12 protein-coding genes and 3 pseudogenes are annotated in these 15,364 nt (G+C 72.2%); 6 read left to right on the top strand and 9 right to left on the bottom strand.

Going from position 1 to position 15,364, the window contains the following annotated elements; all coding sequences use genetic code 11:
- Positions 1-89 precede the first annotated feature (89 nt).
- Positions 90-1,826, top strand: a complete 1,737-nt coding sequence (locus ABZT87_RS07950) for a metallophosphoesterase (RefSeq protein ID WP_355134353.1) — start codon at positions 90-92, stop codon at positions 1,824-1,826.
- A 96-nt stretch (positions 1,827-1,922) separates the two neighbouring features.
- Here ABZT87_RS07950 and ABZT87_RS07945 read toward each other — a convergent pair.
- Positions 1,923-2,129: pseudogene (locus ABZT87_RS07945) on the bottom strand (regulatory iron-sulfur-containing complex subunit RicT); the annotation flags it as partial.
- Between the two features lie 71 nt (positions 2,130-2,200).
- Between ABZT87_RS07945 and ABZT87_RS07940 the strand changes: the two are divergent.
- The 3 genes and pseudogenes from ABZT87_RS07940 to ABZT87_RS07930 all read left to right on the top strand — a co-directional run bounded on the left by ABZT87_RS07940 (position 2,201) and on the right by ABZT87_RS07930 (position 4,401).
- A complete protein-coding gene (locus tag ABZT87_RS07940) occupies positions 2,201-3,748 on the top strand; it encodes a recombinase family protein (RefSeq protein WP_355134351.1) in 1,548 nt (515 codons plus the stop codon).
- Positions 3,749-3,886: 138 nt separating this feature from the next.
- Positions 3,887-4,145, top strand: a pseudogene (locus ABZT87_RS07935) (hypothetical protein).
- 10 nt (positions 4,146-4,155) lie between these two features.
- Positions 4,156-4,401, top strand: coding sequence for a flavin reductase (locus ABZT87_RS07930; RefSeq protein ID WP_355134349.1), 246 nt, complete (start codon positions 4,156-4,158; stop codon positions 4,399-4,401).
- A 36-nt stretch (positions 4,402-4,437) separates the two neighbouring features.
- Here ABZT87_RS07930 and ricT read toward each other — a convergent pair whose 3' ends face one another.
- From ricT to tmk, 6 genes are all read right to left on the bottom strand, one after another.
- Positions 4,438-5,274 (bottom strand): regulatory iron-sulfur-containing complex subunit RicT, encoded by an 837-nt coding sequence (gene ricT, locus ABZT87_RS07925; protein WP_354854689.1) that lies wholly within the window; start codon positions 5,272-5,274, stop codon positions 4,438-4,440.
- A 285-nt stretch (positions 5,275-5,559) separates the two neighbouring features.
- Positions 5,560-6,240, bottom strand: a complete 681-nt coding sequence (locus tag ABZT87_RS07920) for a hypothetical protein (RefSeq protein WP_355134347.1) — start codon at positions 6,238-6,240, stop codon at positions 5,560-5,562.
- Positions 6,240-6,545, bottom strand: coding sequence for a hypothetical protein (locus ABZT87_RS07915; protein WP_355134345.1), 306 nt, complete (start codon positions 6,543-6,545; stop codon positions 6,240-6,242). The genes ABZT87_RS07920 and ABZT87_RS07915 overlap by 1 nt, the downstream gene beginning before the upstream one ends.
- 1 nt (position 6,546) lies before the next feature.
- Positions 6,547-6,876 (bottom strand): YbaB/EbfC family nucleoid-associated protein, encoded by a 330-nt coding sequence (locus ABZT87_RS07910; protein WP_007454690.1) that lies wholly within the window; start codon positions 6,874-6,876, stop codon positions 6,547-6,549.
- A 122-nt stretch (positions 6,877-6,998) separates the two neighbouring features.
- Positions 6,999-8,273 carry a DNA polymerase III subunit delta' gene (locus ABZT87_RS07905; RefSeq protein WP_355134343.1) on the bottom strand — a complete coding sequence of 425 codons (1,275 nt, stop codon included), beginning with the start codon at positions 8,271-8,273 and terminating at the stop codon, positions 6,999-7,001.
- Complete coding sequence (gene tmk / locus ABZT87_RS07900) at positions 8,273-10,363, bottom strand: dTMP kinase (RefSeq protein WP_354860636.1); 2,091 nt, start codon at positions 10,361-10,363, stop codon at positions 8,273-8,275. Before tmk ends, ABZT87_RS07905 begins: the two co-directional genes overlap by 1 nt.
- A gap of 317 nt (positions 10,364-10,680) precedes the next feature.
- Between tmk and ABZT87_RS07895 the strand changes: the two genes are divergently transcribed.
- The gene (locus ABZT87_RS07895) at positions 10,681-11,886 is read left to right on the top strand and encodes an amino acid deaminase/aldolase (protein WP_354860615.1); all 1,206 of its coding nucleotides are present in this window, start codon (positions 10,681-10,683) and stop codon (positions 11,884-11,886) included.
- Between the two features lie 21 nt (positions 11,887-11,907).
- Here ABZT87_RS07895 and ABZT87_RS07890 read toward each other — a convergent pair whose 3' ends face one another.
- On the bottom strand, positions 11,908-12,513 hold the full coding sequence (locus ABZT87_RS07890; RefSeq protein WP_354860638.1) for a TetR family transcriptional regulator: 606 nt from the start codon (positions 12,511-12,513) through the stop codon (positions 11,908-11,910).
- A 226-nt stretch (positions 12,514-12,739) separates the two neighbouring features.
- On the opposite strand from ABZT87_RS07890, the pseudogene ABZT87_RS07885 reads away from it, so the two are divergent.
- Positions 12,740-14,050 (top strand): annotated as a pseudogene (locus tag ABZT87_RS07885) (D-arabinono-1,4-lactone oxidase); the annotation flags it as partial.
- A gap of 8 nt (positions 14,051-14,058) precedes the next feature.
- Here ABZT87_RS07885 and ABZT87_RS07880 read toward each other — a convergent pair.
- Positions 14,059-15,285 (bottom strand): CapA family protein, encoded by a 1,227-nt coding sequence (locus ABZT87_RS07880; RefSeq protein ID WP_355134341.1) that lies wholly within the window; start codon positions 15,283-15,285, stop codon positions 14,059-14,061.
- Positions 15,286-15,364: the final 79 nt, after the last annotated feature.

Raw genomic sequence — 15,364 nt, 5'->3', positions numbered from 1 at the left:
GCGCCTCCGTCAGCACCAACCGGACAACCATTGCCATCTGGCTAATTACCGGACAGCGCCTCGCCGGGACCGGTACTACGCTGCGGCGGGTGAGTGACGAACGCGACGATCACCAGACCCCGGCGGGCGAGCAACCCGACGGGGAGCGGGCCCCTCGCCGGCCGCGCTCCACCGATCCACTGGAGTTGGGTTTCACCCCCCGCAAGCCGGTGCCATGGCTGGCCCCGTTCCTGTTGATCAGCACCGGTATCCGCACGCTGCTGGCGATCCTCTTCGGCGCCTACCTGGACAAGCGCGAGCTGCAGAACGCCTTCGGCGACGGCATCTTCCGCCAGGCGGGGCCGGACGGCGGGCTGTGGCTCGACTACGTGGCCGACCTCGGTGACGGCTTCCACGCCACCTACTCCGTCGCGTACCTGCTGGCGCAGCCGGAGCTGACCGTGGACGGGCACCGGCTGCCCCGTGCGCAGACCCTGGTGATGGGCGGGGACCAGGTGTACCCGTCGGCGGCCTACGCGGAGTACGAGAACCGGTGCAAGGGGCCGTACCAGGCCGCGCTGCCGGCGGCCCCGCCCGACCGTCCCACGCTGTTCGCGGTGCCGGGCAACCACGACTGGTACGACGGCCTGACCGCCTTCCTGCGGCTGTTCGTTCGCTCCCGGGACCGCAACTTCGCCGGCTGGCGCACCGGGCAGTCGCGGTCGTACTTCGCCGTGGAGTTGCCGGCCGGCTGGTGGCTGCTGGGCGTCGACGACCAGTCCGGCTCATACCTGGACGACCCACAGTTGGCCTATTTCGACGAGGTGGCCCGGCGGCTCACCCCGGATTCGAAGGTGATCATCGCGGCGCCGTCGCCGACATGGGTCAAGGCCGCCGACGACCCCATGGCGTACGACTCGATCGACTACTTCGTCCGGACCATCATCGACCCGACCGGGGCGCAGGTGCGGCTGCTGCTCTCCGGCGACCTGCACCACTACGCCCGCTACGCCGGCTCGGGCCGGCAGTTGATCACCTGTGGCGGCGGCGGTGCGTACCTGTACCCGACGCACAAGCTGCCGGAGCGCATCGAGGTGCCGCCCCGGGACACGCTGGCTCGACGGGCCAGCCGCACACAGCCGTACGACCTGGTGGCCCGCTATCCGGACGCGGCCCGCTCCCGGCGCTACGGCTGGGGCATCTTCGCCCGACTGCCGTTCCGCAACCCCGGCTTCACCACGCTGCTCGGCACCCTGCACACCCTGCTGATGCTGGCCATGGCGGGCGCGGCGGCGAACTGGGCCGACAGCACCAACCAGCGACTGTTCAGCGTCCCGCTGGTGCTGATGGTGCTCGTGACGGTGGTGGCGGCGGCCCTGTTCGCCAAGCCGCCCAGCGCCAGCGGCAAGCGGCATGTCCGGCACTGGATTCTCGGCGTCAGCCACGGCGTGGCCCAGGTGGCGCTGGCCGCCGGCGGCACCTGGGTCTGGTTGGCGCTGCCGTTCTACGACTGGCCGTGGCCGCTGCCGGCGGTCGCCGCGGCGGTGCTGTACGGCCCGGTCATCGGCCTGGTGGCCAGTCAGCTGGTGGCGGCGTACCTGCTGGTCGCCAGTGCGTTCGGGGTGAACGTCAACGAACTGTTCGCCGGGCAGGGTATCGAGGACTCCAAGTCGTTCCTGCGGTTGCGCATCGACCCGGACGGCACGCTGACCGTCTACCCGATCGGGGTCGACCGGGTAGCCCGCGACTGGCAGGTGAACCCCGACGACTCCCCCTCCGCAAGCTGGCTGACCCCGAAAACTCCGCTAACCCCCCAGTTGACCGAACCCCCCATCGTCCTGCACTGACCCTGACCGGACCCACCAGGTGATCAAGAGGTTTGCGTCATTCGGGGCCCGAATCCTGACGCAAACCTCTTGATCAACGGAAGCAGTGGGGAAGAGTCAGGGGGTGTAGTGCTGGTCGTGGGCTTGGCGGGGGGCGCAGACGGAGGCGCGGGAGCACGAGCAGCGGGAGCCGTCGGCGTCGAGGCGGACGGTGACCGCGTCTCGCGGGACGCTGTGGCCGACCACCCGACCGTCGCCCTCGGGGGTGGAGACACGGTTGCCGACGGCCGGCGCGGTTTCCTGGAAGCGCTGGTACAGCGGGTTCCCTTAGTTGACCGCAGACAGTATATTCATTAGCTTGACTGAATGACTGATGACCAGGTCAAGGCAGCCCCATGACTCCCCGCGCCACCACGATCAAGAGTGCTGCCCGTCGCCGGGCGATGCGGGCTCTCGCCCCGCAGGACACCGCCCTCCGCGCCGTGCTGTATCTGCGGATGAGCATGGACCGGACCGGCGAGGGTGCCGGCCTGGAGCGCCAGGAGGAAGCGTGCCGGGCGTTGGCCCTGGCTCGCGGCTGGGAGGTGGTCGCCGTTGTCGACGACACCATCTCGGCCACCGACTTCCGCCTCACCGAACGGCCCGGCTGGATGAAAGTCATTCAGATGATCGAGGACGGCGAAGCCGACCTGGTCGTGGCCTGGCACCTGGACCGGGTGACCCGCTCGATGAGGGACCTGGAGGTGCTGATCGAGCTGGCCGTGGAGAAGAACATCGGCCTGGCCACCGCCACCGGGGATATCGACCTGACCACCGACGTGGGTCGGATGGTCGCCCGCATCCTGGCCGCCGTGGCTACCGCCGAGGTGGAGCGGAAGGCAGAGCGTCAGATCCTGCGCAACGACCTGCGGATCCAGCAGGGCAAGCCGCAGTGGATCCGGCGTCCGTTTGGCTACGAGCTGGACGGCGCGCTGCGGGAGCCTGAGGCGGCGGCTGGCGGCAAGGCGTACCGCGATGTGCTCGCCGGCAAGTTCCTATCGACCGTGGCGCGGGAGTGGAACAAGGCCGGCTTCACGACCACCGCGCCGGATCCGGAGAAGGCTCGGCCTCGCCAGCCCCGCAAGCAGCACTACAACCCGTCCGGGCAGTGGAACAACGTCGCCGTGCGGAACTGGCTGCGCTCGCCTCGGAACATGGGCAAACAGACCCTGTACGGGGAGATCGTCGGCGACGGAAACTGGGAGGCGCTGGTAGACGAGGAGACCTGGTGGGCGATGGATCGCCTGCTCACTGACCGGGAGCGCCCAGACGGCAACGGAGGCAAGTTGCAGAACCTGCTGTCCGCCATCGCGAAGTGCTCGGTGTGCAACGCGTCGATGGGGGTGGACAGGCGAGGCCGGGAGAAGGACGACCTGGTCTACGTGTGCAAGGGCTGGGCGAACAAGCCGGAGCTGGGCCGGGGGCACTGCTCGATCGGCGTGGACTTCACCGACGGGATCGTCGTGCGCCGGTTGATCCAGCAGATGGAGAAGACTGGCAGGGCGACGTTCCATCCGCAGCCGGTCAGCATCGACACCACGCCGCTCAAAGAACGGGAGAAGGAGATCGCCACGCTCATGGCCGAGCTGGTCGAGGACCGGACCCAGGGGTTCATCACCCGGGCCGCCCTACAGGAGGGGTCCGCGAAGCTCCAGGCCGAGCTGGTCGACGTTCAGACCGCGCTGGCGAAGGCCGGCGCACACGGTGGTCCAGCCGAAGAGATCGACATCGAGGCCGCGTACGAGGAGTTCGATGCCATGGAGTTGGGTGAGCAGCGCCAGATCCTGCGCGACGCCTTCGTGCTGATCCAGGTCCGGCCTCGGGGCAAGGGTCGACCGAAAAAGAGTGAGGGGACCTGGAAGCCTGAGCTGATCGAGTCGCCGTTCTCCCCTGCCTGGCAGTAGGCAAGCAGAAAGCCCCCTTTCTCGCGATGAGGGAGAGGGGGCCTCCGCCCTGGCCGCCGGGGACCATAGTTCCGCCATCGCCGGTCAACCGCCTCAACCCGTCCCCGACAGCTGGTGGGTGTCGACGTGATCGGGGAGATGAAGGCCGCCGACATCGTCCACCTGACCACCGCCGCGAGCGTGCAGTTCCTGCGCCCGATCTTCGTACGCATCATCCGCGAGTTCCCGAGCGGACACGTACGAAGGGTGGGTGTGGATCGAAGGGTACGAGCTGAACGCGGCAGGCGATGCTGTGGCGCGACGTGAGCTGTACGTGATGCGCGACGGGGTACGCCTACAGGTTCAAGCCCCGCGTCGCGCCACCGATCCGCGCCGCCCGATCCCACGCACTCCGTGAGGGTCGGCCGATGACCACTTTCGAAGGCCACAAGCCGCTTCGCCCGTCGTGGCGCTGTCCGGCGTGCGGCATCCTCTGGCCCTGCTCTGCCGCGAAGCTGCGCCTTCTCGGGCGGTACCGCGAGGATCGGCCGGGCTTACTGGCTTACCTCGCCTCGCTTCAGGAAGAGGCGAAGGCCGACCTGACCAAGCTGAACCCGGACACCAAGCTGCCGGACCTGGCCCCGCGTTTCGTCGCCTGGGCTGAGTCCCGATAGACCCCCGGGTCCCTCTGGGGTGGAGGAGGTCCTGCTCTACGGAGTGGGGCCTTCTTCGTATGACCGGCGCGATCCGCAGACGTCAGACAGCGAGCACCGCTTGGTCTCGCCGCTGGAGAGCTGGCGAACAGTCACCGTCTCGCTCGGGACGTGCCGCGAGACGACCCTGGCCTCGCCTTCCGGGGTGGTAACCCGCTGGCCGCTCGTCGGGTATGTGCCGCTTCTGTCATACAGCGGGTGCTCGTACTTCAGGCAGCACATCAACCGGCCACACGCCCCCGAGATGCGCAGCGGGTTCAGCGGCAGATCCTGGTCCTTGGCCATCCGGATGGTCACCGGCTCGAAGTCGGTGAGGAACGTCGCACAGCACAGGTCCCGACCACACGAGCCGATGCCGCCCTGGACGCGGGCCGAATCCCGTGCCGAGAGCTGCCGCAACTCGACCCGGCAGTGCAGGGTGGCGCCCAGGTCGCGGACCAGGGAACGGAAGTCCACCCGGTGCGGGGCGGTGAAGTAGACGGTGCTGCGCTCGCCGCCGCCGTCACCCGAGCCGAGCACGTGGTCGACGGCCACCACCTTCATCGGGAGGCCGTGCGCACGGATCAGCCGCTTCGCCGCCACCTTCGCCTCGGCCTTACGACGGCGCAGCGCCTCGTCCCGGAGCAGGTCGTCGTCGCCGGCCAGCCCGACCAGCCGGGGGAAGCCGTCGGTCTCCTCGGTCACCCACTGGGCGGCCCAGACGCACTCGGCCACCTCGGGCCCGTCGTCGGTCGGCACCAGCACCCGGTCGCCCACCTGCGGGCGCAACTCGCCCGGGTCGAGGTAGTAGAGGCGCCCGTACCGGTTGAAGCTGACCGCGCAGAGCATGCCCATCCCCCCACCTTACGACGCATCACCGCAAAGGGCGCACCGGCCGATCCCCGCACCGGCATCCATGACCGTCGACTTGACCTATTGCCGGGCCACCCGTCGTGCCGTTGACCCTCGCCCGGACGGTTGATTCCGGCCGTGGGTGGGGGACAAACGTCTCCGGGCGGCGTTGAGTGGAGGCAGACCTGCGGGGGGTGCAGGGGGAAGACCACGGCGTCGCCGTGGGCGCCGACTCTGCTCGGGCGCCCGCGAGCGACGCCGTGGCCTGTCGGGGGACGCGGCGATCGGCTACCAGCCGACCCGGGTGGGCTGGTCGTAGCGGGGACGGGCGTCCATCGACGACCGCCAGGTGGACTCGCTCAGGCTCGGCGCCCACTGGCGCAGCAGTGTCTCGGCGCCGTCGTACGCGACGCACAGCACCGCCAGCACCCGCGCGGCGATCTCGGCCGCGTCGGCGACACCCGGCCCGAGCGGCGTCAGGCGGGTCGGCGGGCCGGTGGCGGTGGCGGCGACCACAGCCACCGCCTCGGCCGAGCGCAGCACGTCGGCCATCGTTCGGGCCAGGGCGAGGCGGCTGCCCTCCACCCAGTCGGCGAGGGCGTCCGCGTACCCGGCGGTGGATTCCAGTCGCCCGATGAGGCTCTCCGGGCCCTCGTCGAGATGGCGCAGCAGCGCGGCGCGCTCCTGCGCGTACGCCGAGGCGGCCGGGCCGGACCAGAGCACCGGGTCGGTGAGCGCCGCGCCGACGTCGTCGTACCCCCGGACCAGCCGGCGCACCGCGTGCCCGGCGCTGGCCAGCGGCGCCGGGTGCAGGTCGAGGAAGCCCCGGACGGCGTCACCCGGCAGCACCTGCATCCGGCGCAGCAGAGGCCAGACCCGGTGGCCCTCGGGAACGCCGGCCGCGAGCAACGCGTCCACCCGGTGGAGCAGGTCGAGGCCGGGCTCGGCGAGCCGGTCCAGTGGGTCCATCACGGCTCCCCGATGATCCGGCGGCGGGCGGCGCGGTCGACCTCGGCGTACCGGTCGGCGGCCTCGCGGACCGCCGAGGCGGCGGCGGCGAGCCGAGCGGCGGCGGCCCGTGCCTCGCGGGCCCGGTCGTCGGTGGCGGCGGTCCACTGTCGGTGCAGCGCGCGACCGATCTCGCCGGGGCGGCCCGGGGCGTCCGTGCCGAACGCGGCCTGGGCCGGGTCGCTGGCGGTGACCGTGTGGGACAGGGTGGTCAGCGTGGCGCTCGCCTCGTCGAGCCGGGCGGAGAGCCCGCGCAGTGTGTCCATGTCAGGCCCCCGCGAGCGGTCGGTAGGCGGCGAACGTCTCGTTGTGCAGCTTCTCCCGGGCCCACTCGGCGGCGTCGGCGGCCGCGGTGACGGCGGCCTGCACCGAGCCCGCCACGTCTCGTGGGCTGCGGGTGTGCAGCGGCCCGAGGAACCGGACGTCGGTGATCCGCCCACCGGCGGTGACCACCACCTCGACCAGCCCGTCCGGCGACCGGACGGTGACCTCGACGGTCGACACGGCCTGGTCGAACTCGGCCTGCAGCGATTCGATGCGGCGGTAGCGCCGCACCGCCTCCTCGATCCAGGCCTCGTCGATCTCCCCCCGCGGCATCGGCGACTCCTCCCGGATGGCCCCTCACTGAGCGTGCCGTCACCGTCACCACGGCACACCGGACCGTACCGCACAGCAATCGCGCGTGTCGATGGCTGTGGACAACCGGCTGGAGCTGCGGGTCAGCCCTTCCAAAGGGCGAGCATCATCGCCTCGACCGCGATCCGTGGCTTGACGTTCGCCTCGATCGCCGCCCGGCAGGCGAGGACGGCCTCCAGCCGGCGCAGCGACCCCTCGGCGTCCCACTTCTGGGCCCCCGCGCCGGCCAGCGCGGCGGTGTCGGTGTGCACGGGATCGACCGGGGCCCGCAGCGCCATGGTGAGCGCGTCCCGGTAGAAGCCGGCCAGGTCGACGAGCGCGCGGTCCAGCGCGTCCCGCTGGGCCCGGGTGGCCCGCGACTTCTGCCGCTTCTCCAACTCCTTGAGCTGCCCGGCGGCGCCGCGCATCGCGCCGGCCGCGCCCCGGCCGGTGCCGCCCGCGCCGAGCGCGGTCTCCAGCGCGGCCCGTTCGGTGGCGTCCGCCTCGGACACCGACGCCTCAGCCTCCGCCTCGGCCGCCTCGATCAGCGCGGACGCCGCGTCGAACGCCGCGCCGACGCCGGTCAGCCGGCGCGGCACGGCGAGGACCGCCTCACGCCGCTTGCGGGCCTCCGGATCGCGGGCCAGCCGGCGAGCCCGACCCACGTGCCCCTGCGCGGCCGCCGCCGCCCACTGCGCCACGTCGGGCGCGATGCCGTCCCGACGGACCAGCACCTCGGCCACCGCCGCGGCCGGCGGCTGCCGCAGGGGTACGACACGACAGCGCGACCGGATGGTCACCGAGATGTCGTCCGGGTGGGTGGACGGGGCGCAGAGCAGGAAGACCGTACGCGGTGGCGGCTCCTCGATGGCCTTGAGCAGCGCGTTGCCGGCCGCCTCGGTGAGCCGGTCGGCATCCTCGATGACCACCACCTGCCAGCGCCCGCCCGACGGGGTGCTTGCCGCGCGCAGCACCAGCGCGCGCATCTCGCCGACGCCGATCGAGAGCCCCTCCGGCACCACCATCCGGACGTCGGCGTTGGTGCCGCCCATCGTGGTGTGGCAGCCGGGGCACTCGCCGCAGCCGGTGCCGTACGTGCACTGGAGGGCGGCGGCGAAGGCCCGGGCGGCGACCGAGCGACCGGAACCGGGCGGCCCGGTGAAGATCCAGGCGTGCGTCATCCCGGTGGACGGGTCCAGCGCGCCGGGCTCGGTGTCACCGGTCTCGGGAGCGGCCTCGCTGGCCGGGCCGGCGGCGATCAGCGCGGGCGTCCGGTCGGCCGCGCCGGCGCGCAGCACGGCCGCCGCCGCGCCGGCGGCCCGGCGCAGTTCGGCGACCGCCTCGTCCTGGCCGACCAGATCGGCGAAGACGTCCGGCATCAGGTCTTGTGCTCCATCGTCACCAGTTCCGCGTCGGATAACTCCGGCTGCACCGACGTGTCCGGGCCCTGCGCGGGGCGGGGGTGCACGATGCCGCCCGGCTTGCCCAGCATCTCCTGCACGCGCCGGACCACCAGCTGAGTGATCTCGTCGACCGGCCGGGACGCGTCGAGCACCAGGTAGCGCTTCGGGTCGGCGGCGGCGAGGTCCAGGAACGCGTAGCGGACGCGCTCGTGGAAGGCGATCGACTCCGCCTCGAGCCGGTCGGCGCCCGCGTTGCGCGAGGCCACCCGGGACAGGCCGGTCCGCGGCTCGACGTCGAGCAGCACCACCAGGTCCGGCTTGAGCCCACCGGTGGCCCAGGAGGAGAGCCAGGAGACCTCGTCGACCGGCAGCGTCCGCCCGGCGCCCTGGTACGCGAGCGACGAGTCGACGTACCGGTCGCTGATCACCACACCGCCACGGACCAGCGCGGGCCGGACGACGGCGGCCACGTGGTGCGCCCGGTCGGCGGCGTAGAGCAGCGCCTCGGCGCGCGGGGAGGGCGCCTCGTCGCCGGAGGTGTCCAGCACCAGCGACCGGATCCGCTGGCCGACGGCCGTGGCCCCCGGTTCGCGGGTGACCAGGACGTCGTGCCCCTGGCCGCGCAGCCGCTCGGCGAGCGCGGTGAGCTGGGTGGACTTGCCGGCGCCCTCGCCGCCCTCGAACACCACGAAGAGCCCGGCGGAGACGAACGGCTCGGAGGGCATCAGCGGGCGACCACGGATCGAGCCCCACAGGTCGGCGAGGACGGGGACGCCCTTCTTGTCGTCCATCTGGCCGAAGGCGCTGATCCCGGCGAAGATGCCGGCGGCACCGGCGGCGAGCAGCAGCAGGCGGGTGGAGGAGACGGAGATGCCGAGGTCGGCGATTGTCAGTTTGCGGGAGCCGCCGACGCCGACCAACACGCTGCTCAGCCCGATGGCCAGGATCAGCACCAGCCGGGTGCCGATCTGCACGACCGCGAAGACCCGGCCGCGCACCTCGTCGGCCACCTCGCCGCCCAGCAGCGTGGTGCCGGCCAGGAAGGCCATCCCGGCGCCGGCGCCGACCAGGACCGCTCCGACGATCGCCATGGACAGGTGGATGGCGAAGGCGAGGGTCATCACGGCGGCGCTGGCCAGCACGATGCTCATACCGAACCACCGACGCCGGGACATGTCCTTCACGATCATCGGGCCGAGCCCGATGCCGAGGGCCAGACCGACGAAGATGGCGCCGAAGAGCAGCGAGAACGCGGCGTCGCCAGCGCCCAGCGAGCTGGCGAAGAACTTGGCCGTGCCGACCACGATGCCGCCACCGGCGAACGCCCCGAAGATGCCCAGCACCAGACCACGCACGAGCGGGGTCTGGCCGATGTACTTCCAGCCCTCGGAGAACTGCCGGAACATGCTCTGCTCGGAACGCCCGGCCTCACCGCGTTGCGCCTCGCTGATCTCCTTGATCCCGAAGGCCACCACCAGTGCGGTGGCGAGCCGGGTGAAGGAGTTGAACCAGAGCGCGAGCTGGGCCGGTTCCGCCCAGGAGGGCAGGTCGCCGCCGACGGCACCACGGACGCCGCGGTCGAGCACGGCCAGGCCGACGGCGGCGGCGACCGGGGTGAGGCCGTACGTGGTGATCAGGGTGAGCTGGTTGGCCGCCTCCAGCCGGGCCCGCGGGATGAGGTTGGGGACCGCGGCCTCCTTGGCCGGGATCCAGAGCAGGGTGATCGACTCGATCAGGAAGGTGGCGATCAGCGCCCAGCCGACCACCAGGCCGCCCGGGGCGCCGCTGAGGGCGTAGAGCGGAATGGACGCGAAGAGGACGAAGCGCAGCAGGTCGCAGATGACCATCGTCCAGCGCCTGTCGAACCGGTCGGCGAAGACGCCGGCCACCGGGCCGAGCACCAGCGCGGGCAGCAGCCGGATCGCGGTCACACCGCCGAACGCGGCGCCCTGGGCGGTGCTGCCCTGCACCTGGGAGGCGGCGAAGAGAGCGGTGGCCAGCAGACCGAGCCAGTCGCCGAAGGAGGCCGCGCCGAGCACGATCCAGAGCCGCCGGAACGGCCTGATCCGCAGAACCGAGCGGATCGCGGCGTAGCCGGACGGATCGACCTGACCGGAGCTGGACTGGTTGGCGGCGTTGCCCGACTGGTCACCCGCGCGCGACACGCCGGGCGACTCGCCGCTGTTCTGGCTTTCGATGGCCGTACCTCCACGTGCCGGCCCATCGCTGGGCACCCCCGGTGGAACACTCTAGACCCGGTGGGGGCCGCCCCACCGGCGACATTCTCCTGCTCGCTGAGCCTAGGCCGCCGGGGGCGCCGGCCGCAGCCCGGGACGTACGCGAGGGTATTTCGCATTCACCGTCGGACAGTTAGCGTGCACACGTGGCCATCGAAAGCGACAAACTGCGCGACCGCCTGGACCGGGCGACCGCCCATCTCGACCCCCCGTACGCCGTGGTGGATCTCACCGCCTTCGACGCCAACTCGGCGGCCCTGGCCGACCGCGCCGCCGGCAAGCCGCTCCGGCTGGCCAGCAAGTCGGTGCGCAGCCGGGAGCTGATCGGCCGGGCGCTCGCCCGCCCCGGCTGGCAGGGCGTGATGGCGTTCACCCTGCCCGAGGCGATCTGGCTGGTCCGCGCCGGCATGAGCGACGACGTGCTGGTCGCGTACCCGAGCGCCGACCGGGCGGCCCTCGCCGAGCTGGCCGCCGACCCGACGCTCGCCGCCGCGATCACGCTGATGATCGACGGCACCGGGCAACTGGACTTCATCGACACCGTCCGAGCCCCGGGGCAGCGCGCCGAGCTGCGCCTCTGCCTGGACCTGGACGCCTCCTGGCGCCCACTGCGCGGGGTGCACGTCGGCGTCCGCCGCTCACCGGTGCACAGCGCCCGGGCGGCCGGCGCGCTCGCCGCCACCGTCGCCGGCCGCGCCGGCTTCCGGCTGGTCGGGCTCATGTCGTACGAGGCGCAGATCGCCGGCCTGGGCGACGCGCCGCCGGGGCGGACGCTGCTGGCCGGCGCGATCCGGCTGGCCCAGCGCGGGTCGTACCGCGAGTTGCTGGCCCGCCGGGGTGCGGCGGTGGCGGCGGTACGCGAGCACGCCGACCTGGAGTTCGTCAACGGCGGCGGCACCGGCAGCGTGGCCGCGACCAGCGCCGATCCCGCGGTCACCGAGGTCACCGCGGGATCGGGCCTGTACGGGCCGACGCTGTTCGACGCGTACCGCGCGTGGCGGCCCACCCCGGCGGCGTTCTTCGCCTGCGCGGTGGTCCGCCGGCCGACGCCGGAGCTGGCGACGGTACTCGGCGGCGGCTGGATCGCCTCCGGCCAGGCCGCCGACAGCCGGCTGCCCCGGCCGTGGCTGCCGGCCGGCCTGAAGCTCGTCGCCACGGAGGGAGCCGGCGAGGTGCAGACCCCGCTCTCCGGCGCGGCGGCGGCCACCCTGCGGGTCGGCGACCGGGTGTGGTTCCGGCACGCCAAGGCCGGTGAGCTGTGCGAACGGGTCAACGAGCTGCACCTGGTCGAGGGGGACGCGATCGTGGCGACCGTGCCCACCTACCGGGGCGAGGGCCACGCGTTCCTCTGACGGGCCGCCCCGCGCGCCGACTCAGGCGTGCTGGACGGCCTCGGTCTGCTGCTCGTCGGCGGGGTGGCCACTGTCGCGCCCGTCGACCTGGCGATGCAGGTACTCCCGGATCAGCGCCTTCGCCTCGAGCAGCACCCGCTCGTCGCCGTCGGACTTCCGCCGGAACGCGAGCTTGATCAGCGCGTCGGCGGCCTCCACCGCGATCTCCAGGACGAAGCGCAGCTTCGGCACGTCGGTGAGCCCGAAGCGCTCGGTGAGCACCCGCGCCAACTGGTCGGCGATCACGCCGTTGTTGTCCCGCTGCTCATCGAGCAGGTGCAGGTCGACCACGTCGCCGAAGTGCAGAGTACGGAAGCCCGGGACGGTGCGGTGCATCGTGATGTACTCGTCGATGCCCGCGTCGACGCCGTCCCACCAGTGGGTCATCTCGTCGGAGGCGAAGCGCTCGTCGAGCCGCTGCAGGTAGGACTCCATCGTGCGCAGGGTCAACGCCTGCACGATCGCCCGCTTGTCCGGGAAGAACTGATAGACCGACCCGATCGCCACTTCGGCCCGCTCGGCGAGCAGGGTCGTGGTCAGACCCTCGTACCCCACCTCGTCGACGAGTTCGGCGCAGGCATCCAACATGCGCTGTACCCGCGCGACACTTCGACCCTGCACCGGTACGCGGCGCAGCGGCCCGGTCGTGGCGGCTGGTGTGGACACTCGGCGCCACCCCCCTTCGACGGATGAACATATCTCCACGTCACGAGTCCGTGACTACCGGTACAACGAGCGGATCGCAATTGCGGTATTTACCAGGTACAACGTTCCTGATATGAAGTCAGTTCATATTCATGAATGAGGAGCGCGCATGGTCGGCACGGCATCGCTCACCACCCCCTGGTCCAACTGGGCCGGCAACCAGCGCGGCTCCGCCACCGCCATCCTCCGCCCCGGCTCGGTGGCCGACGTCACCGAGGCCGTCCGCGCCGCCGCCGCCGAGGGCCGCCGGATCCGGGTGACCGGCAGCGGCCACTCCTTCACCGCCATCGCGCTCGCCGACGACCGGCGGATGGAGCTGTCCGAGTTGGACACCACCGTCAGCGTCGACGTCGCGAACCGGCTCGTCACCGTACCGGCCGGAATGACCCTGCACACGCTCAACAGCCTGCTCGCCCGGCACGGCCTCGCCCTGCCCAACCTCGGTGACATCGACGCGCAGACCGTCGCCGGCGCGATCTCCACCGGCACCCACGGCACCGGCGCCGGCTACGGCTGCCTGTCCACCTTCGTCGAGGCGATCACTCTGGTCACCGGCAGCGGAGAGGTGCTGCGCTGCTCCGCCGACGAGCACCCGGACGTCTTCGCCGCCGCCCGGGTGTCGCTCGGCGCGCTCGGGGTGCTGGTCGAGGTGACCCTGCGCTGCGTCGACGCCTTCGTCCTGCACGCCCACGAACGGCCCGCCGCGCTGGCCGACGTGCTCGCCGACCTGCCCACTCTGATCGGCGGCCACGACCACGTCGAGTTTTACTGGTTCCCCTACACGTCCCGCGTCCAGGTCAAGACCAACGACCGGGTACCCGCCAACGACCGGCCGCTGTCCCGCTGGCGCGGCTGGTTGGACGACGACTTCCTGTCCAACACGGTCTTCGCCGGCGCCTGCCGGATCGGCCGGGCCGTGCCGGCGCTGGCACCCGGCATCAGTGCCGTCTCGGCCCGCGCACTCACCGAACGGCAGTACACCGGGCGCTCCGACCGGGTGTTCTGCACCCCACGCCGGGTCCGCTTCGTGGAGATGGAGTACGGCCTGCCCCGCGAGGCGCTACCCGAGGCGCTCGCCGCGCTCCAGCGGATCGTCGACGGGCTGCCGTTCAAGGTGCTCTTCCCGGTCGAGGTGCGGTTCACCGCCGCCGACGACATCTGGCTGTCGCACGGCTACGGTCGGGACTCCGCGTACATCGCTGTGCACCAGTACGTCGGCACGCCGTACGAGCCGTACTTCCGGGCCTTCGAGGAGGTGGCCGCCGGGCTGGGTGGCCGCCCGCACTGGGGCAAGCTGCACTACCGGGACGCCGCCAGCCTGGCCCCCGCCTACCCGAGGTTCGCCGACTTCCTGGCCGTACGCGACCGCCTGGACCCCGACCACCGGTTCGCCAACGCCCACCTCGACCGCGTCCTCGGCGGCGGCGCTCAGCCGCCCGACGCCTCCACCTGGTCCGCGCCGGCACCGAGAGCCCGGACGTAGCCGAGCACCCGCTGGTACGCCGCCCGGTAGTCGCCCCGCAGACCTGGCGGGGTGCCCGGGTCGGCAAGCGCTGCGGTCAGATCGACCAGCCGGAGGGCCGGCGCCAGGTCGGTCCAGGTTGGCAGTGCCTCCATCCGGGTCACCGTCCAGCGCCCCGGGGCGGTCTCGGTGAAGGTCGCCCGGGCCATCACACCCTCGCGGTTGTCGTCGATCGGCTCCTCGTGCCGGGCCAGTTCGTTGCCCATGCCGAAGACCACCCACTTGTCGCCGAAGCGCTGGAACGGCTGCACCGCGTGGGCGTGATGGCCCAGGATGAGGTCCACGTCGGGCGACGAGATCAGCTGCTGGGCCCAGGCCCGCTGGTCGGCGTCCGGCAGGTGCTGATACTCCGTACCCCAGTGCAGGCTGAGCACGACGATGTCGGCACCGGCGGCGCGCGCCTTGTGGGCGGCGGCGCGGATCTCGGGCGGATCGATCAGGTTGGCCAGCCACGGCTTGCCCGGGGGGCGACTCAGCCCGTTGAAGTTCAGGCTGTACGCCAGGTGGGCGACGCGGACGTCGCCGACCTGGTAGATCCGGGGCCGGGCCGCTTCGGCGGCGCTGCGGGCGCTGCCGGTGTGCCCCAGCCCGGCGGCGTCGAGTGCGCGGATTGTCCGGGCCACCCCGTCGGCGCCCTGGTCGAGGGTGTGGTTGGAGGCGGTCGAGCAGCCGTCGAATCCGGTGGCGCGCAGCCCGTCGAGCACCTGCGGGGGCGCGTTGAACGACGGATAGCCGGCGAACGGGCCGGCGGGATCGGCCAGTGGCGTCTCGAGGTGGCACAGCGCCAGGTCGGCGCCGCGGACCGCCGGGGCGACCCCGGCGAACATCGGGGCGAAGTCCATGCCGCCGGCACGGGCACCGTCCCGGCGCGCCTGGTCGGTCACCGCTGGATGGATCAGAACGTCACCCGCGGCGACGAGTCGCACGGTCCGCCGGTTGGCCGGATCCCGGGTGGGCCCGGTGGACGGCCCGGGGGCGACGGTCTGCGGGGGAGCGTGCGACGCGGTGGCGCCGGCCGGCGAGGGGCTGCCCGCGTCCATCGTCCGGACGCCGACCGCGACCACCGCGAGCAGCAGCGTGCCCGCCGCAGCGCCGACGAGCACGCGGCGGCGCGAAACAGGGGCTGCGAACATCCCCTCACGTTAGGCAGTCCACGCCAGAGCCCCGCCACCGAATTGGACATTTAACCCATTAGGGGCGGCGTGCTGGCTG

Origin of the sequence: Micromonospora sp. NPDC005237 (assembly GCF_040607775.1) — a bacterium.
Lineage (GTDB): Bacteria > Actinomycetota > Actinomycetes > Mycobacteriales > Micromonosporaceae > Micromonospora.
The sequence above is the reverse complement of the archived record's forward strand: the minus strand, read 5'-3'. Positions and strand labels throughout refer to the sequence as shown.

Coding starts and splice junctions, on each gene's coding strand:
- ABZT87_RS07940 (WP_355134351.1), top strand. CDS start 2,201: ATGACTCCCCGCGCCACCACGATCAAGAGTGCTGCCCGTCGCCGGGCG.
- ABZT87_RS07930 (WP_355134349.1), top strand. CDS start 4,156: ATGACCACTTTCGAAGGCCACAAGCCGCTTCGCCCGTCGTGGCGCTGT.
- ricT (WP_354854689.1), bottom strand. CDS start 5,274: ATGGGCATGCTCTGCGCGGTCAGCTTCAACCGGTACGGGCGCCTCTAC.
- ABZT87_RS07920 (WP_355134347.1), bottom strand. CDS start 6,240: ATGGACCCACTGGACCGGCTCGCCGAGCCCGGCCTCGACCTGCTCCAC.
- ABZT87_RS07915 (WP_355134345.1), bottom strand. CDS start 6,545: ATGGACACACTGCGCGGGCTCTCCGCCCGGCTCGACGAGGCGAGCGCC.
- ABZT87_RS07910 (WP_007454690.1), bottom strand. CDS start 6,876: ATGCCGCGGGGGGAGATCGACGAGGCCTGGATCGAGGAGGCGGTGCGG.
- ABZT87_RS07905 (WP_355134343.1), bottom strand. CDS start 8,273: ATGCCGGACGTCTTCGCCGATCTGGTCGGCCAGGACGAGGCGGTCGCC.
- ABZT87_RS07890 (WP_354860638.1), bottom strand. CDS start 12,513: ATGTTGGATGCCTGCGCCGAACTCGTCGACGAGGTGGGGTACGAGGGT.
- ABZT87_RS07880 (WP_355134341.1), bottom strand. CDS start 15,285: ATGTTCGCAGCCCCTGTTTCGCGCCGCCGCGTGCTCGTCGGCGCTGCG.